Below are 25,295 nucleotides of genomic sequence, written 5' to 3'. Positions count from 1 at the left end.
TGCGCCCGGTGCGTCCCGTGCGCGCGGGACGTCCGATCCATCCGGTGCGTCGGCTCCTGGTGGGGCCCTCCTCTCCGTTCGCGATCTGCGGGTGGTCATCAACGGGCTGCACATCCTGCACGGGGTCGACTTCGACGTGGCGCCGACCGGGGTCACCGCGCTGCTGGGGCGCAACGGCGCCGGCAAGACCACCACGGTCAAGGCCGTGATGGGCCTGGTGCCGCGCACCGGCAGCGTCCTGTTCGCTGGTGCCGAACTCTCCTCTCTGCCCACGCACCTGGTGGTCCGTCAGGGCATCGGGTACGCCCCCGAGGACCGGGGGATCTTCGCGGGCCTCACCGTCGCCGAGAACCTGCGGTTGGCCGAACGGGACCGCGATGCCGAGCCTGCCTATCACCTCGTTCATGAACTCTTCCCCGAACTCAAGCAGCGGTCCGCCCAGTTGGCGGGCACGCTCTCGGGTGGCCAGCAGCAGATGGTGGCCATCGGCCGGACCCTGCTCAACCGCAACCGGCTGATCATCGCCGACGAGCCCACCAAGGGCCTGGCGCCGAAGATCGTCGCCGAGGTGGCCGACGTGCTGGCGCGCGCGGCCGAGGCCGTGCCCGTCCTCCTGGTCGAGCAGAACCTCGCCCTCGTTCGCCGGCTGGCAGGTACCTGTGCCGTGCTGGCCGACGGCCGCACCGCCCACCGGGGCGACACCGCCGAACTGCTGGCCGACGAGGAGGCCGCCCGCCGACTGCTGGGCGTCGGCGGCCGCCGACCGGGAGCCGGACCCGGTCCCGCCGTGACCGGCTCCGGAGCGACCGGTTCCGCGGTCGCCGGTCAGGTGCCGTCCGGCCCTGCTGTCACCACGGAGGTGAACCCCTGATGGACACGATCGTCCTCCTTACCTGTACCGGTCTCGGTCTGGGTGCGTTGTACTTCCTGGTGGCCTCCGGTCTCTCGCTGATCTTCGGTCTGATGGACGTGCTCAACTTCGCTCACGGCGCCCTGCTCTCCATCGGCGCCTATGCCACCTGGTGGGCCGGCGCCGAGGCCGGCTTCCCGTTCTGGCTCTCCGTGCCGTTCGGCACGCTGGTCGGGACGGCCGCCGCCGTCCTGCTGGAGCTCTTCCTGATCCGGCCGCTCTACAGCCGGCCCCGCGACCAGATCCTCGCGACCGTCGGCGTCGGGCTGGCCGTGCCCGCTCTCCTGATGGGCATCTGGGGCGCGGACGCCCGCCCCTTCCCGCAGCCGGAACTGCTCTCCGGCACCTGGCACCTGCTCGGCGCGACCGTCCCGGTCAACCGCTTCGTGCTGGTGGCCGCGGCGGCCCTGGTGCTGCTCGTTCTCCGGTTGTTCCTCGCCCGTACCCGCTACGGGCTGATCGTCCGCGCCGGCGTCGAGGACCGGGCGATGGTCACGGCGCTCGGCATCGACGTCCGCAGGGCGTTCACCCTCGTCTTCGCCATCGGTGGCGCCGCCGCCGCTCTCGGCGGTGCCCTCGGCGGCCTCTACTTCGGCTCGGTCAACCCCGGCCAGGGGACCAGCCTGCTCATCTTCGCCTTTGTTGTTGTCGTGATGGGCGGCATGGGCTCCGTCACCGGGGCCGCCGTGGCCTCGGTGTGCGTCGGCCTCGTCCAGCAGTTCGCCAACTACTACACCGCTGCAGGGCTCGGCGACCTGTCGGTCGTCGTCCTGCTGGCCGTCCTCCTCCTCGTACGACCCCGCGGACTCACCGGGAGGCTCGCGTGAGCACCAACACCCCCACCACGAGCACCGGTGGCACCGCGGCCGACCGCACTGCCGCCACTTCAGCAGGAACCACTGACACCGGCCCTGCCGAGCGACATTCTGGACGGACGGGCGAGGCCGGCGCCATCCCTCGAACAGGTGAATCAATCACCGAGAGCTCGACAGTGGTGCACAGAGCGCTACGCTGGTGGCCGATCGCCCTGCTGATCCTGCTCCTTGTCGCCCCATACAGTGCGCTTCCCGTCCCGGGACTGCTCGACGGCCCGCTCGGCAGCCCCGGAAGCCTCCAACTCATCGCCCTCTGCCTGCTCTACGGGGGCCTCGCCACCGGGTACGACCTCCTGCTCGGCCGTACCGGACTGCTCTCCTTCGGCCACGCGCTCTACTTCGCGACCGGCCTCTACGCCACCAACCTCGGCATGCTGGAGCTCCAACTCCCCTTCGCCGCCGCGGCGCTGTTCGGCGTCTCCTGTGCCGTCGTGCTGGCCCTGCTGCTCGGCTCGGTCAGCCTCCGCGTCACGGGCATCGGATTCTCCATGGTCACCCTCGCCTTCGCGCAGGCCGGCTCGATCCTCGTCCAACGCAACCCCGGCGGCATCACCGGTGGTGAGGAGGGCCGGTCGGCGCCCGCCGACCAACTACCCTCCGCCTTCCTGGGCATCGAGAACACCGCCAACCTCTACTGGATCGCCGTCGCCTACCTGGTGCTCACCCTGGCCGCGGTCCACTGGGCCGTCGGCTCCCCGGCCGGGCGGGTCTGGGAGGGCATCAAGGAGAACGAGCGCCGGGTCGAGGTGCTCGGACTCCGCCCCTACGGCTACAAGTTGATCGCCTTCGTCCTCGCCGGAGCCCTGGCCGCCGTGGGCGGGGTGGTCTACCTCCTGCTGACCGGTGGGGCCACGCCGCAGGCCGCCACCTCGGACGCCACGCTCTCACTGCTGGTCATGGTCGTCCTCGGCGGCTCCGGCACGCGCTGGGGGCCGCTGCTCGGCGGCGTCATCTACACCTGGGCCGGCCACCGGCTCGGCGACCTCGCCAACTCCGAAGCCGTCGCCGACCTGCCCGCGGTCCTGCGCGTCCCGCTGTCCCAGCCGCTCTTCCTGCTGGGCGGCCTCTTCGTCGCCGTGGTCTACCTGCTACCCGGCGGCCTGGCTAGACTGCCTGCCCGCATCCGCGCCGCCCGCTCCACCCGCTCGGCCCGGGCCGCCGGCCACGCCGGTGCCCGCAGCGCCCGCCCCTCAGGAGGTAGCCCCGCGTGAGCCAGTCACTTCCGCATCCCGAGCAGCTGACGATTCCCGTTCCCGGTGGGGACCTGGCCGTGCTCCGCTGGCCGGCCACCGTGCCCGGGGCTCCGACCGTCGTGGCGGTGCACGGCATCACCGCCAACGGACTCGCCTGGTTCGAGGTCGCCCGCAGGCTTGCCGGCCGGGCCACGCTGCTCGCGCCCGACCTGCGCGGCCGGGGGGCCAGCCGGGCCGTGAGCGGTCCGTACGGCCTGGCCCGGCACGCGGACGACGTGGCCGCCCTGATCGCCGAGCTCGGACTGGGGCCGACGGTGGTCGTCGGGCACTCCATGGGTGCCTGGATCACGGCGCTGACGGCAGTGCGGCATCCCGGGCTGGTCAGCCGGGTCGTCCTGGTCGACGGGGCAGTCAGCTTCCCGCTGCCGGAGGGCGTCCGGGAGGAGGACGCGCTGGCGGCGGTGCTCGGCCCGGCGCTGGCACGGCTGTCGATGACCTTCCCGGACCGCGCCGCCTACCGCGCGTTCTGGCAGCAGCACCCGGCGTTCGACGCCGACTGGTCGGACGAGATCGACGCCTACACCCAGCGTGATCTGGTCGGTGTCGAGCCCGAACTGCGCTCCTCCTGCGTACTGGAGGCCGTGCAGACCGACGGCGCGCAGGTCCTGCTGGACCAGGACGCGGCCGCCGCGGTACACCGGCTGCCCTGCCCCGGCGAACTGCTGTGGGCGGAGCGCGGCCTGCTCGACGAGCCGCAGGGCCTCTACGACGACAAGCGGATCGAGTTGGCAGGGCTGGACCCGGCCCGCGTGGCGGTGGCACCGGTGCCGGACACCAACCACTACTCGATCCTCTGGGGCCGGGCCGGCGTCGAGGCCGTCGTGCAGCGCCTGCTCGGCACCGGGCCCGCCGCCGGGTAGCGGCCGCTGCAACGGGCCGGCCGGCAGCGCGCGAAGTCACCGCCGCGCCGGCCGGCCCACCACGGCGACGCTCGTCGGCGGGAGCTGCGCACGCGGCTGTATTGCCCACGCGCTGCGTGGCTCCCGCGCTGCGTTGTTTCCGCGCTGCGTTGTTTTCGTGCTGCGCGCTGTCTCTGTGCTGCGCTGATCCCGCGGTGCCTTGCTCCCACCGGGTCGTGTCTCGCGGGCTCTGCGGCCGGCGCTCAGCCGGCGGTGCCGAGGAAGGACTCCCACCCGCCGGACGGCGCCTGCCCCACGTTCAGCGAGCGCAGCTTGCGGATCGTGGACTGGTCCTGCACCTCCAGCCAGTCGACCAGCTGCCGGAAGGAGACCAGCCGGACGTCCGGCTTGCTCGCGATGGTCTTGAGGGTCTCCTCGACGGCGTCCATGTAGATGCCGCCGTTCCACTGCTCGAAGTGGTTGCCGATGAAGAGCGGCGCGCGGTTGCCGTTGTACGCGCGGTCGAACCCGGCCAGATAGGAGTCCCGGGCCTGGGTGCGCCAGTCGTTGTACTTGGCAGGGTCGCCCTTGGTGCTGCCGGCCGACTGGTTGGCCAGGATGTTGTAGTCCATCGACAGGACCTGGAAGGTGTGCCCGGGGAACGGGATGCTCTGCAGCGGGAAGTCCCAGACCTTGCCGTCCTGCACCTTCTGCGGCCATATCTGCTGGCCGCCCGAGGAACTGGCGTCGTACTTCCACCCCATCTTGGCCGCGGTCGGCAGCAGGGCCTTCTGCCCTTCGAGGCAGGGGGTGCGGCCGCCTATGAGCTCCTTCCTGTAGTCGAAGGGGAGCGGGTCGACGTCGGTGAAGCCGGTGTTGGTCCGCCACTGCGTCACGAACCCGATCGCCTGGTCGATCTCGCTCTGCCAGTCCTCCGGGGTCCACTTGTTGACGCCGTTGCCGTCCGGGCGGCTCGAGCAGAAGTGCCCGTTGAAGTGGGTGCCGATCTCGTGGCCGGCCAGCCAGGCCTGGCTGATCAGTTTGATGGTGTTCTTGACCGCGCCGTCCGACAGGTAGGGGATGTCGGACGCGCCGACCGAGTGCTTCGGCGGGTGGTACAGGTCGGCCTTGCCCTTGGGGAGGGTGTAGATCCCGGAGAGGAAGAAGGTCATCGAGGCCTTGTGCTCCTCGGCCAGCTTGAGGAAGCGGGGGAACTGGCCGTCGTCGGTAGCGCCGGCGCCGTCCCAGGAGAACACCACGAACTGGGGCGGCCGCTCACCGGGCTTGAGCTTCTCCGCCTTGGGCTGGTTCGGCTGGGGGCCGGTGTCGGAGTTGGAGCCGTCACCGATCGGCGTTCCCTTGGACGCCCCCTTGCTCGGGGAGCCGCTGCCCGTCGGCCCGTTGCCGGTGCTGCTGCCGCCCGGGGCGGGAGCCGTGCCCGAACCCGACCCTGAACCCGACCCGGATCCGCCGCTGGAGCACGCCGTCACTGCGCCGAGGGCCACGGTTGCGGCGGTGGCACTGAGCACGGTCCTGCGCGAGATGTTGGTCATGGTCTCCCCTGGATGCCGCTGGCCGGGTGGTGATGGCGACAGTGGGCCGTACCGGTCAAATCGGGCAATTGATGATTATTCCGCCGTCAGCATGTCATGAGGACTCAGGGCGCACCAAGGTGCCGAGGTCCTTTGACAGTCAATACGCAGAATGCGCGTCCAGGGGCTGCGGTGATGGCCCTTCTGTTGCCGTCCTGTGACGCTCGGCTTTCATCGGCGCTGCATCCCGTGGCTGCACCTTCGGGACGGCATCTCCGGGGCCACGCCCCACGGTCCGTGCCCGGGCCGTGGCCGGCTCTGCCGCCGACGGGCGGGCGGGCAGGCGGGCAGCAAGACAGGCGAGCAGGGCGGGCAGACGGACCGGCAGACGGACCGGCAGACGGACCCGCGGATGGGCGGCCGACGGGGGTCAGATGGCGGCGAGTCGGCGGTGGCGGCGAACGATCCGCGCGATGGCCGTGCTGACCACGGTGGCGGCGGTGCAGGAGACGGCGAGGCTCAGCCATGCGGTGTCGAACCAGTGACTGTTGAGCCAGCCCAGCGTGACGATGTAGGCGGCCCAGATCAGCGCGGCCAGCGCGGACCAGCGAAGGAACCGGTGCGGCTGGGCGGGGGAGTGGCCGATGGCCAGGTCGAGGACGGTGCGCCCGGCCGGTACGAACCGTGCGATCACCACCATAGCGGCGGCCGCCCCGGTGGTGCGGCCTTCCAGGGCCTGCTGGACCCGGGCGACGCTGGCCGCCAGCTGCGGGCGGTGTTCGAGCCGTCGCTGCACCGAGGGGGCGCCGCGCCGGGCGAGCTGGAGGAGCAACAGGTCACCGAGGAACGAGGCCACCGCGACGCCGAGCCCCAGCAGCAGCGGCGCGCCGTCTATCTGCGCGGTCTTGAGCACGGCGAGGATGACGAGCGTTCCGCTGGGGATGAAGGGGAGGAAGGCGTCGCCCAGTACGGCGAAGAGCGCCAGGGCGCAGATCCATGAGGATCCGATCACCGCTGCGATGTCCAAGGTCCGACTCCCTCCAGGCTGCCCGGGGGAGCAGATGGCTGCAGGGGACAACGCTAGCGCCTCGACTTTTCATGCCATGAAGCACCCCGGCTGTGCCGGACCTCACAGGGCCCGAGGCAAGGAGCGGGGCGGTGCGCGGGCAGAGGCGCGGACACCGGCGCGGACAAGGCGTGAGCCCCCGGTGCGGGGTGCCGCTCCGGGGGCTCGCGGGGATCGATCGGCGCTGGTCCAGCCCGATGACCTTGCTGATGAGGACGGATCCGGTTGGGTGATCCGCTCCGGGCTCCAGCCTGCCGGACGCCGGCCGTCGGCCGCGAGGCCTGCGGCTGGCGACTTCCCGCGCTGGCGTGAAGTCGCCACGCGTGTCCGTCTGCTGGCTCTGAGTCAGCCGAACGGTCGGTAGGCGGCGGGCGTGCGGCACTGCGCACGCCCGGCCGGTGACGACGGCCATCGGGCCCCGGCACGGGGAACACCCGGCCGTGCGGCGTGGTTGACGTCCGTCGGCAGGGACGGCCGTCGCCCAGGGCGCGGCCGTTCGAGACGGCCGGGACGACGGCCACGGAGACGGCGGCCACGACGGCTGCGACCACGGGCCGCCCGGGCGGCCAGAAGGGCGGAGGCATGACCACCGAGGACCACCAGGAGCGCGGTTCCGGGCCGCGGACCGGCGCGGCGATCCGCGGCACCGCCCGCGGTACGGCGCCCGCGCCGCTCTCCATCCTGGACCTGGCCACCGTCGGTGTCGGCTACACCCCGTCCGAGGCGCTGGCCGCGACCACGACCCTGGCCCGCAGCGCGGAGGAGTGGGGGTACCACCGCTTCTGGGTCGCCGAACACCACGGCATGCCCGGTGTCGCCAGCTCCACCCCGGCCGTCCTCCTGGCCCACCTCGGGGCCCGCACCACGACGCTGCGGCTCGGCTCGGGCGGGGTCATGCTGCCCAACCACGCCCCGCTGGCGATCGCCGAGCAGTTCGGCCTGCTGGAGGCACTCCACCCCGGACGCATCGACCTCGGGCTGGGCCGCGCCCCCGGTACCGACCCCGCAACCGCCCGGGCCCTGCGCCGCGGCCTCGCCGAGGGGGCGGACGACTTCCCCCAGCAGCTCGCCGAGCTCACCCATTTCCTCGACGGCGACTTCCCGGCCGGTCATCCGTACGCCCGGCTCACGGCCGTCCCCCAGGGCGACGGGCGGCCGCCGGTCTGGCTGCTCGGCTCGTCCGGCTTCAGCGCCCAGCTGGCAGGCCGGCTCGGCCTGCCGTTCGCGTTCGCCCACCACTTCAGCAGCACCAACACCCTCCCGGCCCTCGACCTCTACCGCTCGTCGTTCCGCCCCTCGGCCGTCCTCGACGAGCCGTACGCCCTGATCGGGGTGAGCGCGGTCGCGGCCGACGACGAGGGGTCCGCCCGCCGGCTGGCCCGCTCGGCGGCGCTGGGGATGCTCCGGTTGCGGCGCGGCAACCCGGGCCCGATCCCCACTCCGGAGGAGGCCGAGACCTACCCGTACAGCCCGCTGGAGGCGGACTTCGTCGACGACTGGCTGGGCAACGTCGTCCTGGGCGCGCCGGGTGAGGTCGCCGACGGGCTGGAGGCCCTGCGCAAGCGGACCGGGGTGGACGAGCTGATGGTCACCTCGCACATCCACGGCCACGAGGCCCGCCACCGCTCGTACGGGCTGATCGCCGAGGCCTACGGGCTGACCGGGGCGTAGCGCCGGCCCGCGCGAGGGCGGGCGGAGCCCCGGGGAGGACGGGAGCAGGCCGTACGGCCCCGCGGGCGGCACGGGCCTCGCGGGCGGCACGGCCCGCACCGTCCGTACCGCTACTGCTGAGCCGCACCCGGGAGCTCGTCCGGCCCGGGGCGGCTCTCCCGGAGTATGGCCGCGACGAGTTCGGCCTCGCCGGGTCGGGCGAAGTACCAGCCCTGGGCGGTGTCACAGCCGGTCAGCCGCAGCCGCTCGGCCTGCGCAGCGCTCTCGATCCCCTCGGCGGTGACGGTCAGGCCGAGGGTGTGCGCCAACTGCACCATCGCGCCGACGATCTGCTCGTCGGCGTCGCTCCGGCGGGAGCCGAAGGCGGGGATTTCCGTCTTCCCGGCGGGGGCCGGGTCGCGGAAGCCCTCGATGAAGGTGCCGTCCAGCTTCAGGACGTGCACCGGCAGCCGGGAGAGGTACGCCAGGTTGGAGTAGCCGGTGCCGAAGTCGTCGATCGCGATCCGGACGCCCATGTCGGCGAGCGCCTGCAAGGCCTGCAACGGCCGGCCGCCCGGGCCCAGCAGCGCGCTCTCGGTGATCTCCAGTTGCAGCAGCCGGGCCGGCAGGCCGGTGCTGTCGAGCGCCTGGGCCACGTCGGCGACCACGTCGGAGTCCCAGATCTGGCGGGCGGCCAGATTGACGCTCACGAACGTCTCGGTGTCGGGGAACTCGCTGAGCCAGCGCTGCGCCTGACGGCAGGACTCCTCCAGGACCCACTTGCCGAGCGGCACGATCGCGCCGGACTCCTCGGCGAGCGGGATGAAGCGGTCGGGCGAGAGCGTCCCGTAGCGGGGGTGCCGCCAGCGGACCAGCGCCTCCGCGCCGTGCACGGCCCCGTCGGCGAGTCCGACGAGCGGCTGGTACTCGATGGTGAACTCGCCGCGTTCCAGGGCTGGGCGGAGTGCGGTGGCGAGGAGTTGGCGGGTCAGTTGGTGGGCACCCCGGTCGGGGTCGTAGAGGGTCCAGCGGGCCCGGCCGTCCGCCTTGGACCAGTAGAGGGTGGCGTCGGCGTCCTTGACCAGGTCGGTCGGCGTGGTCTCGTGCACGGAGCGTTCGACGACGCCCACGCTGGCGGTCACCACCAGCCGGTGCCCGGCCACGTCGAAGGGACGTTCCAGCGCTTCGAGGATCCGGGTGGCCAGCGCGGTCAGCTGGTTGCTGCCCTGACTGTCGGTCACCAGGACGGCGAACTCGTCGCCGCCCATCCGGGCCACCAGGTGGGTGTCGTGCTCGGAGAACCCGCGCCGCAGTCGGGTGGCGACGGCGATCAGCAACTGGTCGCCGATGTGGTGGCCGAGGGTCTCGTTGATCGCGGCGAAGCCGTCGAGGTCCAGGTAGCAGACGCCCACCCGGCGCTCGTCCACCTCCTCGGCGGCCGCCCCGGAGCGGGGGCCACTGTCGGTGTCGACCGTCTCGCCGGTTCCAGCGCCGGTGCCCCCACTCACGGGTGCGTCCGAGCCCCGGCCCGCAGGGCCGACCGCCACCGCGAGGCACGCGGCGTCGAGCCGTTCGAAGAAGAAGGTCCGGTTGGGCAGCCGGGTCAGCGGGTCGTGCAGGGCCTGGTACTCCAGGCGGTCGCCGAGCCGGCGCTGCTCGGTGATGTCCTCCACCATCGCGAGGGTGTAGAGCGGACTGCCCGCTCCGTCCCGGATCAGGGAGATGGTCACCTTGCACCAGACCGTGCGGCCCTCGCGGTGTCTGAGCTGCTTCTCCACCCGGAGTCGTTCGCGCTTGCCGCGGACCAGTTCGGGGAAGAGCCGGTCGGGCATCCCCTCCGGGTCGATGATCTCGCGGACCGGAGTGCGGACCAGCTCGCCGGCCTCGCAGCCGATCAGGGCGGCGAAGGCGGGGTTGACCTCGATGATCCGGTCTTCGGGATCGATCAGGGCCATGCCGATGCCGGCGTCGCAGAAGGCCGCCCGGAACCGGGATTCGCTCGCGCTCAGTGCGGCCAGCAGCCGGTCGGTCCCCCCGGTCGGCAGGTCCGCCCCGTCGGCGGGCCGGTGTGTGCCGCGGGTGAGCGGGGCGGAGCAGGTGGGGCAGAGGACGATATGGGCGCCGTCCGCGCCCTCGGGCCCCGTCCCGGGCGGGGTGCCCGGCGGAAGGAGGAGAGGGTCACCGTTCACGGCGTCGACCGCCTCGGCCGCCTCGACCTCCTCGGCCGCCTTGACCGGGTCCACCGCGTCGATCGCCGTGACCGCGTCGATTGCCGTGACCGCCGTGACCGCGTCGGCGGTGGTGCCGCGGGGGGCGTCCGTCACGGTGTCGAGGGCGGTGCCGATGGCCGTGCCGTGGGCGTGGTGCAGGACCGGAGTCCGGAGGTGGCGGTGGTGTTGCGGTTCCTCGTGCCGCACGCCTGGGTGGTGTGCGTCGGCCCCCTCGTTCTGGCCCGGCACGGCATGCTCCCGTCCGCTGCTGACGCTTGATGCTTGACGCTGGTCCGGCCGGTCACCCGGAACTGCGGCGGCCGGCTCGCGCACGCTGTCGAGGTCCTCGCGGTCCGGGGCGGAGCGCTCGCGGAGGAGCACTCGGATGGGGATCCGCGTGAAGAGAAGAACAGGGCGCTGCGGCCGATCATAGGACGCGGCGGCAACGCGCGGTAACCGCCGCCAGGGTGATTCGCCTGCTTTCGGATCATGTGTGGCGGTACATGCAGACGCCCCTGGTGTACATCACATGATGTGCACCAGGGGCGTGTGCTACCGCTGTGCGCCCCGGGCGCTGGTCGAGCGCCGGGAGCGCGCCGTTCGGCCGGGTCGCAACGCTCCGTGTGCGTGGCTCTGTGTGTGCGGCCGGAACGAAGCGTCGGAGGGTCAGGCCAGCTTGGCCGTGAGGGTGATGGTCGTGCCGGTGAGGGCCTGGCTGACCGGGCAGTTCGCCTTGGCGTCCTCGGCGGCCTTCACGAAGCCGCCCTCGTCGAGGCCGGGCACCTCACCGGTGACGGTCAGGTGGATGCCGGTGATGCCGGCGCCCGGCTGGAAGGTGACATCGGCCTGGGTGTCGAGCTTGGTGGGCGGCGTGCCCGCGCCGGCCAGGCCGTTGGAGAGGGCCATGGAGAAGCACGCGGAGTGAGCGGCCGCGATGAGCTCCTCCGGGCTGGTCTTGCCGTTCGGCTCCTCGGCCCGGGCGGGCCAGGAGACCGGGTACTCGCCGATGCCGGACGAGGCGAAGGTCACCCGGCCCTTGCCGTCGAGCAGGTTGCCTTCCCAGGCGGTGCGTGCGGTGCGAGTGGTTGCCACGATCGGTACCTCCGTCACTGAGGAACTGCTGAGTCGTCACTTCCGGTCATGCCGCGCACCAGACTACGGGCAGGTCGCGGGCCGGTCGCGGGTTGCGCCGCGAGGGTGTGGCGAGGTGCTGCGGCGGGAAAACGGCAGGTTCGGGCACCGGTGACGGGTGGCCCGTCCATTCACCGTCCGGATCGTGGACGGATGCGCCAAATGGTGAGGAACCGCACCGGGGGCCCTGTTAGATTTGCCCGGGCCTGGACCCCGGCCTTCGGACGGCCGGGTGCCGACCAACCAGAGAGCCGCGGAGCCGCCCCGATGACGGATCACCCCACGACCCCCGATGCCGGACTGCCCGAGGGGATCGCCGATGCCGTGCGGGCCGAGCTGACCAGCCTGCGCGAGAGCATCGACAACATCGACGCCGCGGTGGTCCACATGCTGGCCGAGCGGTTCAAGGCGACCCAGCGCGTCGGCCGGCTCAAGGCCGAGCACAAGCTGCCCCCGGCCGACCCGGCGCGGGAGCGCGACCAGATCCGGCGCCTGCGCGAGCTGGCCGCCGGGGCGCACCTCGACCCGGTGTTCGCGGAGAAGTTCCTCAACTTCATCATCGCCGAGGTGATCCGCCACCACGAGAAGATCGCCAGCGATGCGGTGACCGGCCAGAACGTCGCCGACTGACGACGCGCCGAGGCGTTCCCGAGCCCCGGCGGGCCGGGCAGGCCGCGGTAGGTTTCCCGGCGCTTCTCTCCTGAGCCCGTCCGCGCCCTGCGCGCGCGTACTGTCCGCGCCCCGCGTGTACCCCGTCCGCGTCCTGTCCGCCTTCGGCGGTGTCCCATCCACGTCCGGTCCGCCCTCCGTCCGCGGGGCGTGGATGTCTGGCGCGGGTAAATGCCCGATTTCGCGAGGCTTCGTCGGTGGCGTAGCGTGCAGGTTCCCCCAGCCGGAGAGGTGGAGCAGCGACGATGGCGGTGAACCTGCCCGATACGCACAGCGATGCCGGGAGCGGGCCGGCCCCGGCTGCCGGTGCCGGCCATGGTGCTCCCGGTGCTCCCGGTGTCCCCGGAGGCGGGCGTGCCGCGGCGCGGCGGGCGCGGGGCCGGAAGGCCCGGCGGGCGGGGCGTCGTCACCGGCCGTGGTGGATAGAGATCCCCGCGATGGCGGCGGTCGGACTGGTCGTCGCGTTGCTGATCAAGACCTGCCTGTTCCAGGTGTTCACCATCCCGTCCGGCTCGATGGAGAACACGCTGCGGATCGGCGACCGGGTCGGCGTGAACAAGTTCGCGCCGCTCACCGGCTGGGAGCCGAAGCCCGGCGAGCCGATCGTGTTCAAGGACCCGGGGGAGTGGCTGCCGCCGCAGCCGACCGACGGCAACCCGGTCTCGCGGGCTGTGACCTCGACGCTCAGCTTCGTCGGCCTGATTCCGCCGAAGGACGACAACTACCTGGTCAAGCGGGTCATCGCGACGGGCGGCCAGACCGTGCAGTGCTCGGGCACCACGCTGACCGTCAACGGGGCGAAGGTGGACGAGCCGTACCTCCACCCCGGGGACGACTCCTGCGCGGGGCTCGACTTCGGCCCGGTGACGGTGCCCCAGGGCCACGTCTGGGTCGAGGGCGACCACCGGAGCGACTCCGCCGACTCGCGGTACCACCAGCGCGGCCCGGGCGGCGGCGCCGTGCCGGTGGACAACGTGGTCGGGCCGGTCTCGGCCGTGGTGTGGCCGCTCAATCACCTCGACTGGTTCGGCTGGGTCGGCCACTGACCCCGGGCCCGGTACCGGGCCCGCTCCCGGCGCCCTGCCCTGCCGCACCCTGCACCCCGGCACCCTGCACCCCGGCACCCTGCACCCCGGCACCCTGCTCCGCGGCCGCACGCGCCAGCCGCTCGCCCAACGCGGTCGCACCCGCCCCGGCGCCCGCCGGCGCAGCGGCAACAGCGCCCGCCTCGGCACCTGCCCCCGCACCTGCCTCCGCGCCCGCTACAGCACCTCCGTCAGGCACCCCGGTCCGCACCTCGTCGGCCGGGGCGGCGGGCTTGCTCGCCTGGGCCGCGAAGGCGCCGGCCAGGACGAGCAGGCCGCCGGCCATCTGCGGTGCGCCCAGGTGCTCGCCGAGCAGGATCCAGGCCAGCACGGTGGCGACGACCGCCTCCAGGTTGGCCACCACCCCGGCGACCGGGGGCGACAGGTACTGGACGGAGATCACGCCGGTCAGGTAGGCGAGCACGGTCGCGATGAGGATCATCCAGGCGGCCGGGATCAGGGCGGGCAGCGAGTACCCGTTCATGACGACGTTCCCGCCGAGCAGGCTCCAGTCGGCGTCCCACGGGCGGGCGAACACGGTGAGCACGATCGCGCCGATCAGCAGGCCGTACGCGCTGAGGGCGAGCGGGTCGACCGGGCGGTCGCCGCGACTGCCGGCGTCGGCCAGGACGAAGTAGCCGACCTGGCAGCAGGCGGCCCCGAGGGCGAAGAGGACGCCCAGGGCGTCGAAGCTCAGGCCGTTCCAGACCTCCACCACGCAGGCGAGTCCGGCCACGGCGATGCCGGCGCCGATCGCGGAGCCCCGGCTGATCGGCCTGCGCTGGACGAACTTCACGTAGCCGATGAGCAGCGGCGGCCCGAGGTACTCGATGAGCAGCGCGACGCCGACCGGGATCCGGGAGATCGCCGCGAAGTAGCAGGCCTGTACGCCGGCGACGGCGAGCAGGCCGAAGCCGAGCAGCACGCCCGGCCGCCGGAGCACCGCGTCGCGGTGACGGTAGGCGAGCGGGAGCAGGACCACGGCGGCGCCGGTCACCCGGAGCCAGACCACGTGCAGGGGGGAGAGGCCGGCCTCGATCAGCGGCTTGGCGGCGGTGCCGGAGCCTCCGAAGGAGAAGGCGGAGACCAGCGCGAGGAGGAGACCGAGGGTTCTGCCCGGGGATCGGCCGAGCAGGGGCTTTGAGCTGTACACCCGCGCATTGTGACAGTCATTCCCGCGGTTCAGTAAGGTGCCATTCCGTCATTTGGTCCTGCCCCTAACTGTGCGCAACGGCAGATTTGCGGACAAGTCCGCTACTGCCCTGACCCGGCCCCCGCCAACGAGTCCGCGCCCGCACCGGTGCCGGTACCCGTGCCCGAGCCGGCCGCGCCCCCCGACGGCTGGGGAGGGGTGGTCGGGCCGGTGGTCGGCGCCGTGGTCTGCCCGGTGGTGGGTGCGGTGGTCGGCGCCGGCGTCCGGGTGGGCCGGCCCGTCGGCTGGGTGGTCGGCTGGGACGTGGGCCGGGAGGTCGGCTGCTGGGTGGGAGCGGTGGTCGCCCCGCCGTCGCCGGGGCGCGAGCCACCCGGGTTGTCCTGCCCGCCCGAGGACCCCGGGGAGCCGGACGTCCCCGACGGGCCACCCGGCGAGGCGGAGCCCGCGCCGCCCGGCGAGGCCGGGGCGGAGGCCGCCCCGGACGGGGTCGAGGAGCCGTCGGTGGCGCCGGACGACGTGTCGTCGTCACCGGACGAGGAGCCGCCGTCCGAGGGCGAGGGGAAGTCGCCGACCGGCAGGCCCTTCAGCGCGGCCTTCATGTAGCTGGTCCAGATCTGCGCCGGGTACTGGCCGCCCGCCGCGCCGTCGATGCCGCCGGTGCCGCTGAGGCTGACCTGCGCACCACTGGCCGGATCCTGGCCGAACAGGGCGACCGAGGTCACCAGCTCGGGGGTGTACCCGACGAACCAGACGGACTTCTGGTCGTCCGTCGTACCGGTCTTGCCGGCCGCCGGGCGGCCCAGGGCCTTGGCGCGCCAGCCGGTGCCGCCCGGGTCGCGCACCACGCCCTGGAGCATGGAGGTGACCTCGCGCGCGGTCTCCTCGCTGACCGCCTGGGTGGTCTTGTGGGCCGGCAGCTGGAGCGCCTCGCCCTCGCGGTCCACCGACTGCACCAGCCACGGGGTGATCTGCTTGCCGCCGTTGTCCAGCGTGGCGTACACGCCGGCCATGTCGAGCACGCTCGGGGTGGCGGCTCCGAGCGGGATGGACGGCACCGGTTCGAGCCCCGGGGTGTTGCTGGGCAGGCCGAGCGCGATGCCGGTGTCCCGCACCTTCTGCAGCCCGGTGTCCTGGGCGAGCTGGGCGAACGCCGAGTTCACCGACCAGTCGGTGGCCTGCTGGAGCGTGATCTGGCCGTAGCTCTTGTCGCCCTCGTTCGGCGGCGCGTAGGGGGTGCCCTTCCCGCCGCGGACCTTGCGCCCGCTGGTGCCGTCGTAGACGGTGCGCGGGGTGACGGTCTGGCCGGACTGGGTCTTGGCGTCGTTCTCCAGCGCCGCCGCCAGGGCGATCGCCTTGAACGTCGAGCCGGCCTGGTAGTCCCGCCGGGTGGCGTTGTCGATGTAGTGCTTGGTGTAGTCGACCCCGCCGTAGAGGGCGACCACGGCGCCGGTCTTCGGGTCGACGGAGACGGCGCCGGCCTGGGCGGCCGCGTCCTTCTTCCGCTTGTCCGGGTTGAGGGTGTCGTGCAGCTGCGCCTGGACGGAGTCCTGGAGGGCCTGCTGGCGCGCCGGGTCGACGGTCAGCTTGATGGTGTAGCCGCCCTTGGCCAGCTCGGACTCGGTGATGATCTGGTTGCCGGTGAGGTACTCGGTCGCCGCGTTGACCAGGTAGCCGGCCTGGCCGGAGAGGCCGAGCTGGGCCTGCGGGTCCTTGACGTCGGGGAAGACGGTGGCGGCGCGCTCCTCGGCGGAGAGCCAGCCCTCCTTCACCATGCCGTCGAGGACGTAGTTCCAGCGGTTGACCGCGTTCTGCTTGCCCGCCGGGGTCGCGGTGGCGACGTCGTACGCGCTCGGCGCGTTCAGCAGTGCGGCCAGGTAGGCGCCCTGGGCGGGGTTGAGGGCGGACGCGTCGACGCCGAAGTACTGCTGGGCGGCGGCCTGGATGCCGTAGGCGCCGCGTCCGTAGTACGAGGTGTTGAGGTAGCCGGAGAGGACGTCGTCCTTGGCCTGGGTGGCGTCCACCTTGATCGCTATGAAGAGTTCCTTCACCTTGCGGCTGATGGACTGCTTCTGGCTCAGGTAGGTGTTCTTCACGTACTGCTGGGTGATCGTGGAGCCGCCCTGGGTGCCCTCGCCCTTGGCGGTGTTGAGGGCGGCACGGACCAGGCCGGGAACGTTGACGGCGCCCTCGTGGTAGAAGTTGCGGTCCTCGGCGGCCAGCGCGGCGTGCTGGGCGGCGGGGGAGACCTTGTCCAGCGGGACGTTCTGCCGGTTGGTCTGGCCGGTCCGGGCGATCACCGAGCCGTCCTGGTAGAGCCAGGTGTTGCTCTGCGCGGTCGCGGCGGCGTGCGCGTCCGGCACCTTCACCAGGGTGATGCCCAGCGCGAAGAGGCCGATGCCGAGCAGCAGGGCGGTGACGAAGCCGAGCAGGGTGAGCCGCCAGGTCGGGACCAGCCGGCGCCACCCGGTGCGCCTGGGGCGGCGGGCCTTCTTGCCACCGCCGCTGCCGGCACCGCCGGCCGGGTGCTCCGACGTGCGCTTCAGGCTCTTCACCGGGCGGAGCCGGACGGACGGCATGCGACGGCCGCTCCGGGTGTTTCGGGACAAAGCGGCGGCCTTTCCTGCGGGCGGACCGTGCCGGCCTGCACGGCGTGGGACATCGGCGGTCAGGGACCTGTGTCCCGTTTCCGGTGTACTGCCCAAAACGCGTCGAAAGGGTCGGTTGGCTCCACCGGATCGGCAAGCGAGACCGACATCACACACAAAACGGACGTCGATGGGCAAAAAAATCGGAGAGCCCCTCGCTGCTGCGAGAGGCTCCCCAATGTCTGTGCGCCGCCAGGGACTCGAACCCCGGACCCGCTGATTAAGAGTCAGCTGCTCTAACCAACTGAGCTAGCGGCGCCTGCTGACTCGGAAAACAATACACGGTCCGGAGGGGTGCCTCGCACCACGAAGGTGGCCGGAGGGTGTCCGGGAGGGGCGGTCGGGGCGACATCGCCTGGTCGCGGAGGGTCCGTCGCCTGCTTCGGGTGTCCGTTTCCGACCGGTTGGGACGGAGTTTCCCGCCGGTTAGGGTGGAAACGTGCCCAGCCCCCACCTCGGCCGTCGGAACGTTCGGCTCGTCGCCACCGCCCTGCTGCTCAGCGCGGTGGCGTACACGGCCTGGGTGCTGGAGGTGGTGCTGAGCACCGGCCTCGACCCGGTCCAGGCGTACATCAGCGAACTCGCCGCCGAGGGCCAGCCACTGGGCGGGCTCTTCCGCGCCACCGACCTGGTCGCGGGCCTCGCCGTCCTGACCGCGGCCGTCACGGCCCTGCTCGCCGCGCGGTCCACCGGGCGGTGCACCGGGCGACCCGTCGCCGGGACACCGGGCGCCGCGTTCGAGGCGGGCCGCGGCACCTGGTCACTCGGCGCGGGCCAGCGACTTCAGGTGCTCCTGGTCGCGATCTGGCTGGCCGTGTTGGCCGCGAGCCTCGCCCGGGACGGCCGGGAGCGGGCCGCGGAGGAGCAGCCGGCCGGGAGGGCGGCCCGCAGGGCCCACGCGGAGGGGGCGGACCCGCGATGACCGGGGCAGGGTCAGGGTCAGGCGCGGGAGCGGTGGGGGCGGGAACGGGGACGGGAGTCGGGGTCGGAACGGACCCGGCGGCGGTGTTCCTGCGCATCGACGGCACGCCCCTGCACGTCCGCACCGAGGGCAGCGGTCCGGTCTGCCTGCTCACCGGCGGGCTCGGCAGCAGCTGGTTCGACTGGGACCTGGTCGTCCCCTTCCTCACCCCGTACCGCACGGTGGTCCGCTTCGACCGCCCCGGTTACGGGCTGAGCGCGTCCGAACCCGCCGCCAGCCCCGGCCCGACGCTCGCGGGCGAGGCGGATCGCATCCGCGGCGTGCTGGACGCGCTCGGGCTGCGCGGGCCGTGCACGGTGGCGGGCCACTCGCTGGCGGCGTTCCACGTCGAGGCCTTCGCCCGGCTCCACCCGGAGCGGACGGCCGGGCTGGTCCTGCTGGACGGCAGTGTCGAACCGGACCCCCGCCCGTTGCCTGCCCCGGAGCTGCGCGACCTGGCGGCGCGGACGGTCGCGGGCGCGGCCACGGCCGTCGCGGTGCCGTACCTGTTCGGACCCGTGGCGCGGCGGCTGGCCGCCCGGGCGGCCACGGTCCGCAGGGAGGACCTCGCCCCGCCGCCCCTGGTCCGGCGCTGCTACCGGACCGGGCGGGCCCTGCGCGCCCTGCTCCGGGAGAACACGGCCTACCTGGACCTGGCGGCCGCGCTGGCCGACCTGCGCGGAACGGCGCCGCTGCCGGAGGGGCTGCCGGTCACCGTGCTCGCCGCCGACGACGGGTGCCGGACCCGCCGCACCCGGGAGTGGCTGGGCAGCCAGCGGGACCTCGCCGCGCTGCTCGGGGCCGACTTCCGCACCACCGCACCGGCCGGGCACCTGGTGATGTTCGACCGCCCCGACGCGGTGGCCTCGGCGATCCTCGACACCCGCTGAGGCCGGCCGACCACTGAGGCCGACCACTGAGGCCGACCGCCGGGGCCGACCACTGAGGCCGCCCGCCGGCACGGCGCCGGGGCGCCCGCGCCTCCCGGCCCGGCCGGGACCGGCCGCCGCGCAGCGGGGCTCAGCTGGAGCCGGCCGCGGAGTCCGAGTTGATGGCCCGCCGGACGGCGCGGGCGATCGGCAGCTCCTTGGTGAGCTGCCGGATGGCCCGCCGGGTCGGGGCGCCCGTCGACCCCGGGTAGAGCCGGCGGTCCATCCGCGCCGCACCGATCAGCCCGGCCAGCTGCCGGTCGCGTTCGGCCGACTGCCCGTCCGGCCCGGCGGCCGCGGGCGCGCCGCCCTCGCACGCGAGCGTGGCGGCGACCCTCGCGGCGATCTCCTGCCGGACGTCCGGCCGCGTCGCCACGTGCCGTCGGTAGGGCAGGCCGAGGAAGCGGTGCTTCTCCACCGTGAGCAGGCCGGCGGCGGTCAGCCGGTCGAGGTAGGGGGTCAGGCCGGGCTTGCGAGGGATCCGGCGCAGCGCGAGGTCCAGGCCGAGTTGTTGCCTGCGCTTGCCGGCCGTCTCCAGTCGGGCGAGCACGCCCGCCGCGACCTCGTCGTGCGCGCCCAGCGGCTGGAACCCGGTGATCCGCCGCTCCTCGACGGTGATCGCGCCGGTCACCAGCAGTTCGGCGACGGCGCCGCCCGCGATCACCCGGTAGAAGGTGGCGTAGGGGATGCGGAGCCGGCCGCGCACCGGGTCGGCGCAGAGCAGCAACAGCTCCTCGGGGATCGAGCAGGCGTTCAGCGGAGCCACGGACGGGCACCTCCAACGGTGGGGCGGCCGGCGGCGCCGCGTATCCCTGGAACCTACCCGCCCGGAAACGCCTCAGGCCGCCCACCGGAGTGGACGGCCTGAGACCTTGCCATGTGCGCCGCCAGGGACTCGAACCCCGGACCCGCTGATTAAGAGTCAGCTGCTCTAACCAACTGAGCTAGCGGCGCCTGCTGACCTGGAGAACATTACACGGGGTGGGCCCGATCCGCCGAATCGCCACGACCCGACCACGGTCCGTGACCGGCTCGCGGGCCCGCGGAGCGGGGCAGGGGTGGCCGAGGGGCGCTGACGGGGACGGCCGCGGGGGTGGGCGTTCCGCGGGCGTCCGGTCGGCGTTCGGTCGGGACGGAGCAAAGGCCCTGGTCGGTGGGGACTTTGGACCTCTTGTCCCGGGCCCGGCGCCGCTGCCGCCGGGCCCGGCGAGCCCCCTAGCGTGGGCGGAGGAGAGAGGAGGAGCGGCGATGAGCCTGTTCGCATCGGCACGGGATGACGGCGGGAGGCCACCGGCAGGGCCCCGCCCACTGCCCCGGCTGGTGCTGGTGGTGCCCGGCGGGCCGTACGACGATGCCGCCCGGGTCCGCGCGCTGAGCGACCGCATCGAGGCGCTGAGCGGCATCCGGCCGCGGCTGCGGCACTCTGACGGGCGGTCGCCGCACACGGCGGCGGCCCTGCTCGATCCGGCCGGCCAGGACGGGGTGGCGGGGCGGGTGGTGGCCGTCCCGCTGACCCTGGAGGACGGCGCAGGCCCGTCGGAGCCTCCGGCCGCCGGGAACGTGCTGGTCACGCCTGGACCCGCCGGCGCGGACGCGCTCGGCGCGGCACTGTTCGGACGGCTGCGGGACGCCGAGGAGCGGGCCGGCCCGCGGGCCGACGCCGTGGTGGTGGCGGCCGAACGGCCCGGCGAGTCCGTCCGGGCGAGCGCCGCCCGGCTGGCGGGCCTGCTCGGCGCGGTGCCGGTCGTCGTCGCGACCGGCCCGGCTCCGACACCCGGCGAGGCGCCCGGCGGGGCACCGCCCGGTGAATCGCTCGCTGAAGCGCCCGGCGAGGCCGTCGGCCGGCTGCGGGCCGCGGGCCACCGCAGGGTCGCGGTGGTCGCGTACGCCCTCACCGCGGGACGGTTCACCCGTTCCCTCTCCCGGCTCGGCGCCTGGGCGGTCACCGAGCCGTTGGCCGACCACCCGCTGACCGCCCGGCTGGTCCTGCGCCGCTACGCCGCGGCCCTGGCCGACTGCCAGAACGACCGGGCCGACCAGGCCGATCAGAGCGACCGGGCAGACCGGGCAGACGAGGCCGACCGGGCCCGCGGGACACGGCCGAAGCCGCAGTCCGCGGAGTAGGAAGTCGGCCGGTCCGACCTCCCACTCCGCACGCCCGCGCCCCCGCGCCCCTGCACCCGCGGGACGGCTACTCCGGGTAGTGGCAGGCCGCCTGGTGGTCCACGCCCGGTGCGGGCCCGGTCAGCGGCGGGGCCTCGGCCTCACAGCGGCCGCGCGCCCCGGCGTCGAGCCCGGCGTACACGGGGCAGCGGGTGCGGAACGGGCACCCGGTGCGGCGCTCGGTGGGCGAGGGCGGGTCGCCGGGCAGCAGGATGCGGGTGCGGGCCCGTTCGGCGGGCGGGTCCGGGAGCGGGACGGCGGAGAGCAGCGCGCGGGTGTAGGGGTGGCGGGGGCGGTCGAAGACGGCGGAGACCTCGCCCTGCTCGACGGTCCGCCCCAGGTACATCACGCTGACCCGGTCGGCGAGGTGCCGGATGACCGAGAGGTCGTGCGAGACGAAGAGGTAGGAGAGGCCCAGCTCCGCCTTGAGGGACTGGAGCAGGTTGAGCACGCCGGCCTGGATGGAGACGTCCAGTGCGGAGACCGGTTCGTCGAGGACGAGCAGCTTCGGCCGGACGGCGAGCGCGCGGGCGATCGAGATCCGCTGCCGCTGTCCGCCGGAGAACTGGTGCGGGTAGCGGACGGCGTGGGCCGGGTCGAGGCCGACCTGGTGGAGCAGCTCGGGCACCCGGCGGGCGATCTCCTCGCGGGCGGCGTGCTGGGCGCGCAGCGGTTCGGCGATGATGTCGCCGACCGGCATCCGCGGGTCGAGGCTGGCCATCGGGTCCTGGAAGACGATCTGCAGCTCGGCCCGGAGCCGGTGGGCGTCGGCCCGGGAGAGCCCGGCGGTGTCCCGTCCGAGCAGTTCGATCCGGCCGGACTCGGGGGCGGCGAGCCGCAGCAGTTCGAACAGCGTGGTGGACTTGCCGGAGCCGGACTCGCCGACCAGGCCGAGCGTCTCGCCCTGGCGGATGTCCAGCTCGACGCCGTCCACGGCGTAGACCTCGCCGACCCGGCGCTTGAAGACGGTGCCCTTGAGCAGGGGGAACGTCTTGGTGAGGCCGGTGACGGAGAGCACCGGCGAGCGTCCCTCCCGGTCGGCGGAAGCGGCACCCGCCGAAGCCCCGGCACCCGCCGCAACCCTGGGCCCCGGAACAGCCCCGGCACCCGCCGCAGCCCCGGCACCCGCCGCGGCCCCGGAGCCGTCGGCTGCGCAAGCCGCACCGCCGGCAGCACCGCCGGCGACACCCGGCACCACCGGCACCGGGTACACCTCGGCCGGAGCCGGCCGGCGTTCGGCCAGCTCCCCGGCCCGGACGCAGGCCGCCAGGTGGTCGTCGGGGCCGTCGAGTCCGGGCTCCGCGGTCCGGCAGCGGTCCTCGGCCAGCGGGCAGCGGACGGCGAACGGGCAGCCGGCCGGCAGCTCGGCCATCGGGGCGGGCGTGCCGGGGATCGGGACGAGCGGCCCGCCGCGGGCGTCCAGCCGCGGCACCGCGCCGATCAGCCCGAGGGTGTACGGGTGGCGGGGCGCGGCGAACAGCTCGTCCACGCCGGCCGTCTCCACCACCCGGCCCGCGTACATCACGGCGACCCGGTCGGCCATCCCGGCGATGACGCCGAGGTCGTGGCTGACCAGGACGAGTGCGGCGCCGGTCTCCCGCTGGGCGGTGCGGAGCACGTCGAGCACCTGGGCCTGGATGGTGACGTCAAGGGCGGTGGTCGGCTCGTCGGCGAGCAGGATGTCGGGGTCGTTGGCGATGGCCATGGCGATCATCGCGCGCTGGCGCATGCCGCCGGAGAACTCGTGCGGGAAGCTGTCCAGTGCGCGGCCGGGCGCCGGGATGCCGACCAGGTCGAGCAGCTCGGCGGCCCGTGCGCGGGCGGCGGCCCTGTCGAGGCGCTGGTGGATGCGCAGGGCCTCGACGATCTGGTCGCCGATCCGGTAGACGGGCGTGAAGGCGGAGAGCGGGTCCTGGAAGACCATGGCGACCCGGCGGCCGCGGACGGCGGCGAGTTCGCGGCCGGGCAGGCCGATCAGCTCCTTGCCGTCCAGCTCGACCGAGCCGTGGACGCTCGCTGTGCCGGGCAGCAGTCCGAGCACGGCCAGCGCGGTGACGGACTTGCCGGAGCCCGACTCGCCGACGATGCCCAGGGTCTCGCCGCGCCGCAGGGTGAGGTCGACGTCGCGCACGGCGGGCACCGCGGCGCCGCGCGGCCCGGCGAAGTCGACCCGCAGGTCGCGGACGTGCAGCAGCGGGGCCGCGGGCAGCGGGGTTTCGACGGTGGGGGTCACGTGCGGTTCCGCTTCTTCCGGGAACGGGGGCGGCGACGGGGGGCCCGGGCCGCCTCGGCGGTGGGGTCGAGGGCGTCGCGCAGGCCGTCCCCGATCAGGTTGACGGCCAGGACGAAGAGGACCAGCAGCCCGGCGGCGAAGTAGAACAGCCAGGGGAAGGTCGGGGCGTCGAAGGTGCCGGCGGCGAGCAGGGTGCCGAGGGAGACGTCGGGGGCCTTCACGCCGAAGCCGAAGTAGGAGAGCGCGGTCTCGCTCATCACGGCGCCGCCGACGGCGATGGTGGCGTCGATGATCAGGAAGGAGGCGACGTTCGGCAGGATGTGCCGGGCGATGATCCGCAGCGGCCGTACGCCCATGAACCGTGCGGCCCGGACGAACTCGCGCTCCCGCAGCGAGATGGTCATCGAGCGGACCACCCGGGCGGTGATCATCCAGTTGAACAGGGCCAGCAGCAGGACGAAGGCGAGCCAGCCGGCGCCCTTCAGCCGGGGCGAGACGATGGTGATGATCAGGAAGCTGGGGAAGACCAGCATGAGGTCCACCACGAACATCAGCGCCCGGTCGGTCCAGCCGCCGAAGTAGCCGGCGCAGGCGCCGAACAGCGAAGCCAGCACGGTCGAGAAGAGGGCCACCAGCAGGCCGATGACCAGCGACTTCTGCAGTCCGCGGACGGTCTGCGCGAAGACGTCCTGGCCGATCCCGTTGGTGCCGAACCAGTGGGTGCCGGAGGGGGGTTGGCGTAGCGCGTCGTAGTCCGGGGTGGCGTAGTCCCAGGGCGTGAGGTACGGCCCGCCGAAGGCGAGGACGAAGAGCAGCAGGACGATGACGGCACCGGCCACCGCCCAGCGGGCGGCGAGCAGCCGGGCGAGGACGAGCCGGCCCCGGCCGGTCACCTCGGCCGTGGGGGCGGACCGGGTGGCGGGACCGGAACCGGGCTCGGGGGTGGGCGCGGAGGACTCCGCGACGACGGCGGTCACAGCAGGTCTCCTCCGGTCAGGACCGCACACGCGGGTCGAGGGCGGCGTGCAGGGCGTCGGCGAGGAAGCCGGAGGCGAGCACCACGACGGCGGCGAACAGGTTGACGGCGACGACCGCGTTGACGTCCTGTTCGTTGATCGACTGGATGAACCACTCGCCCATGCCGTGCCAGCCGAAGATGGTCTCGGTGAAGGCGGCACCGGTGAAGATGCCGAGGAAGCTGTAGGCGAACATCGTCGACATCGGGATCACCGCCGTCCGCAGCCCGTGCTTGAGCAGGGCGCGGTTGCGGGTGAGCCCCTTGGCCTCGGCGGTGCGCAGGTAGTCGGAGCCGAGCACGTCGAGCATGGTGCCGCGCTGGTAGCGGCTGTAGGTGGCGAGGCCGCCGAGCGCCAGCGAGAGGGTGGGCAGCAGCAGGTGCAGCGCCCAGTCGCCGAGGTGGGCGCCGAGGCCGCCGGTCAGGCCGGGGGTCTCGTACCCGGTGAAGGGGACGACCTCGTGGCCGGCGACGTCCTTGGCGGCGATGGCGCCGTTCTTGAGGAGGAGCGCCACCAGGAAGACCGGGGTGGAGAGCAGGACGAAGGAGAGGACGGTGATCACCCGGTCCGTCATGCGGTACTGGCGCACCGCGCTCCAGGCTCCGGCCGCGACGCCGAGGACCATGCCGAGCAGACTGCCGATCAGCAGCAGTCGCAGCGAGACCCAGATCCGGCGGCGGAAGTCGTCCATCACCGGGGTGTCGTGGATGGTGCGGCCGAGGTCGCCGTGGAGCAGCAGGCCGCCGGCCCAGTGGCCGAAGCGTTCGACGACCGGGGTGTGGTCGTTCAGGTTGAGGTCGGTGAGCTGCCGTTCGACCGACGCGGCGGCCGGGCGGGGCACCTTGGCCTCGAAGTAGGTGCGCGGCTGGAGGGCCGCGGCGGAGAGCGCGTACGCCAGGAACACGGCGGCGATCAGCAGCACCGCGTAGTAGCCGAGCCGCTTCGCGAGGTAGCGGAGCATCAGCGGCCGCCGCG

At 73.5% G+C, this 25,295-nt stretch carries 19 protein-coding genes, 2 tRNA genes and 1 pseudogene; 10 read left to right on the top strand and 12 right to left on the bottom strand.

Annotation, left to right across the window (positions count from 1 at the left end):
• The first annotated feature begins 91 nt into the window (after positions 1–91).
• The 4 genes from J5Y04_RS31995 to J5Y04_RS31980 all read left to right on the top strand — a co-directional run bounded on the left by J5Y04_RS31995 (position 92) and on the right by J5Y04_RS31980 (position 3,898).
• Positions 92–871 carry an ABC transporter ATP-binding protein gene (locus tag J5Y04_RS31995; RefSeq protein ID WP_307853396.1) on the top strand — a complete coding sequence of 260 codons (780 nt, stop codon included), beginning with the start codon at positions 92–94 and terminating at the stop codon, positions 869–871.
• Positions 871–1,737 (top strand): branched-chain amino acid ABC transporter permease, encoded by an 867-nt coding sequence (locus tag J5Y04_RS31990; RefSeq protein ID WP_209415889.1) that lies wholly within the window; start codon positions 871–873, stop codon positions 1,735–1,737. Before J5Y04_RS31995 ends, J5Y04_RS31990 begins: the two co-directional genes overlap by 1 nt.
• Positions 1,738–1,904: 167 nt before the next feature.
• Positions 1,905–2,996 (top strand): branched-chain amino acid ABC transporter permease, encoded by a 1,092-nt coding sequence (locus J5Y04_RS31985; RefSeq protein WP_307853395.1) that lies wholly within the window; start codon positions 1,905–1,907, stop codon positions 2,994–2,996.
• Positions 2,993–3,898, top strand: a complete 906-nt coding sequence (locus J5Y04_RS31980) for an alpha/beta hydrolase (RefSeq protein WP_307853394.1) — start codon at positions 2,993–2,995, stop codon at positions 3,896–3,898. Before J5Y04_RS31985 ends, J5Y04_RS31980 begins: the two co-directional genes overlap by 4 nt.
• A gap of 242 nt (positions 3,899–4,140) precedes the next feature.
• Here the strand turns inward: J5Y04_RS31980 and J5Y04_RS31975 are convergent, their stop codons facing one another.
• Complete coding sequence (locus J5Y04_RS31975) at positions 4,141–5,430, bottom strand: hypothetical protein (RefSeq protein ID WP_209415888.1); 1,290 nt, start codon at positions 5,428–5,430, stop codon at positions 4,141–4,143.
• A 409-nt stretch (positions 5,431–5,839) separates the two neighbouring features.
• Positions 5,840–6,436 (bottom strand): DedA family protein, encoded by a 597-nt coding sequence (locus tag J5Y04_RS31970; RefSeq protein WP_209415887.1) that lies wholly within the window; start codon positions 6,434–6,436, stop codon positions 5,840–5,842.
• Between the two features lie 621 nt (positions 6,437–7,057).
• Between J5Y04_RS31970 and J5Y04_RS31965 the strand changes: the two genes are divergently transcribed.
• Entirely contained in the window at positions 7,058–8,146 is a 1,089-nt protein-coding gene (locus tag J5Y04_RS31965; protein ID WP_209415886.1) for an LLM class flavin-dependent oxidoreductase, read from the top strand.
• Between the two features lie 110 nt (positions 8,147–8,256).
• Here J5Y04_RS31965 and J5Y04_RS31960 read toward each other — a convergent pair whose 3' ends face one another.
• Positions 8,257–10,542: an EAL domain-containing protein gene (locus J5Y04_RS31960; protein ID WP_307853393.1), complete on the bottom strand. Its 2,286-nt coding sequence runs from the start codon at positions 10,540–10,542 to the stop codon at positions 8,257–8,259.
• 459 nt (positions 10,543–11,001) lie between these two features.
• The gene (locus J5Y04_RS31955; protein WP_209415885.1) at positions 11,002–11,427 is read right to left on the bottom strand and encodes an OsmC family protein; all 426 of its coding nucleotides are present in this window, start codon (positions 11,425–11,427) and stop codon (positions 11,002–11,004) included.
• 306 nt (positions 11,428–11,733) lie between these two features.
• On the opposite strand from J5Y04_RS31955, the gene J5Y04_RS31950 reads away from it, so the two are divergent.
• Positions 11,734–12,096 (top strand): chorismate mutase, encoded by a 363-nt coding sequence (locus J5Y04_RS31950; protein WP_209415884.1) that lies wholly within the window; start codon positions 11,734–11,736, stop codon positions 12,094–12,096.
• A gap of 476 nt (positions 12,097–12,572) precedes the next feature.
• The gene (gene lepB / locus J5Y04_RS31945; protein WP_209415883.1) at positions 12,573–13,181 is read left to right on the top strand and encodes a signal peptidase I; all 609 of its coding nucleotides are present in this window, start codon (positions 12,573–12,575) and stop codon (positions 13,179–13,181) included.
• A gap of 172 nt (positions 13,182–13,353) precedes the next feature.
• On the opposite strand, the pseudogene J5Y04_RS31940 reads toward lepB, so the two are convergent.
• From J5Y04_RS31940 to J5Y04_RS31930, 3 genes and pseudogenes are all read right to left on the bottom strand, one after another.
• Positions 13,354–14,355 (bottom strand): annotated as a pseudogene (locus J5Y04_RS31940) (DMT family transporter); the annotation flags it as partial.
• Positions 14,356–14,474: 119 nt separating this feature from the next.
• Positions 14,475–16,949 (bottom strand): transglycosylase domain-containing protein, encoded by a 2,475-nt coding sequence (locus J5Y04_RS31935; protein ID WP_209415882.1) that lies wholly within the window; start codon positions 16,947–16,949, stop codon positions 14,475–14,477.
• A 254-nt stretch (positions 16,950–17,203) separates the two neighbouring features.
• Positions 17,204–17,277: transfer RNA gene (locus tag J5Y04_RS31930), tRNA-Lys, on the bottom strand.
• 180 nt (positions 17,278–17,457) lie between these two features.
• Here J5Y04_RS31930 and J5Y04_RS31925 point away from each other — a divergent pair.
• Together J5Y04_RS31925 and J5Y04_RS31920 are read left to right on the top strand one after the other, a co-directional pair.
• Positions 17,458–17,940: a DUF998 domain-containing protein gene (locus J5Y04_RS31925; RefSeq protein ID WP_209415881.1), complete on the top strand. Its 483-nt coding sequence runs from the start codon at positions 17,458–17,460 to the stop codon at positions 17,938–17,940.
• Between the two features lie 83 nt (positions 17,941–18,023).
• Positions 18,024–18,869, top strand: coding sequence for an alpha/beta hydrolase (locus J5Y04_RS31920; RefSeq protein WP_307853392.1), 846 nt, complete (start codon positions 18,024–18,026; stop codon positions 18,867–18,869).
• Positions 18,870–18,999: 130 nt separating this feature from the next.
• On the opposite strand, the gene J5Y04_RS31915 is transcribed toward J5Y04_RS31920, so the two are convergent.
• The gene (locus J5Y04_RS31915) at positions 19,000–19,674 is read right to left on the bottom strand and encodes a GPP34 family phosphoprotein (RefSeq protein ID WP_209415879.1); all 675 of its coding nucleotides are present in this window, start codon (positions 19,672–19,674) and stop codon (positions 19,000–19,002) included.
• A gap of 114 nt (positions 19,675–19,788) precedes the next feature.
• Positions 19,789–19,862: transfer RNA gene (locus tag J5Y04_RS31910), tRNA-Lys, on the bottom strand.
• Between the two features lie 294 nt (positions 19,863–20,156).
• Between J5Y04_RS31910 and J5Y04_RS31905 the strand changes: the two genes are divergently transcribed.
• Positions 20,157–21,032, top strand: coding sequence for a sirohydrochlorin chelatase (locus J5Y04_RS31905; RefSeq protein WP_209415878.1), 876 nt, complete (start codon positions 20,157–20,159; stop codon positions 21,030–21,032).
• Positions 21,033–21,099: 67 nt separating this feature from the next.
• Here the strand turns inward: J5Y04_RS31905 and J5Y04_RS31900 are convergent, their stop codons facing one another.
• From J5Y04_RS31900 to J5Y04_RS31890, 3 genes are read right to left on the bottom strand one after another with little or no spacing between them, the layout of a single operon-like run.
• Positions 21,100–23,304, bottom strand: a complete 2,205-nt coding sequence (locus J5Y04_RS31900; RefSeq protein ID WP_209415877.1) for an ABC transporter ATP-binding protein — start codon at positions 23,302–23,304, stop codon at positions 21,100–21,102.
• The gene (locus J5Y04_RS31895) at positions 23,301–24,281 is read right to left on the bottom strand and encodes an ABC transporter permease (RefSeq protein WP_374106154.1); all 981 of its coding nucleotides are present in this window, start codon (positions 24,279–24,281) and stop codon (positions 23,301–23,303) included. The genes J5Y04_RS31900 and J5Y04_RS31895 overlap by 4 nt, the downstream gene beginning before the upstream one ends.
• Before the next feature lie 16 nt (positions 24,282–24,297).
• Positions 24,298–25,281: an ABC transporter permease gene (locus J5Y04_RS31890; protein ID WP_209415876.1), complete on the bottom strand. Its 984-nt coding sequence runs from the start codon at positions 25,279–25,281 to the stop codon at positions 24,298–24,300.
• Between the last annotated feature and the right edge of the window lie 14 nt (positions 25,282–25,295).

This window comes from Kitasatospora sp. RG8, assembly GCF_017813315.1.
Lineage (GTDB): Bacteria > Actinomycetota > Actinomycetes > Streptomycetales > Streptomycetaceae > Kitasatospora.
This window is presented reverse-complemented; position numbering and strand designations above follow the sequence as displayed.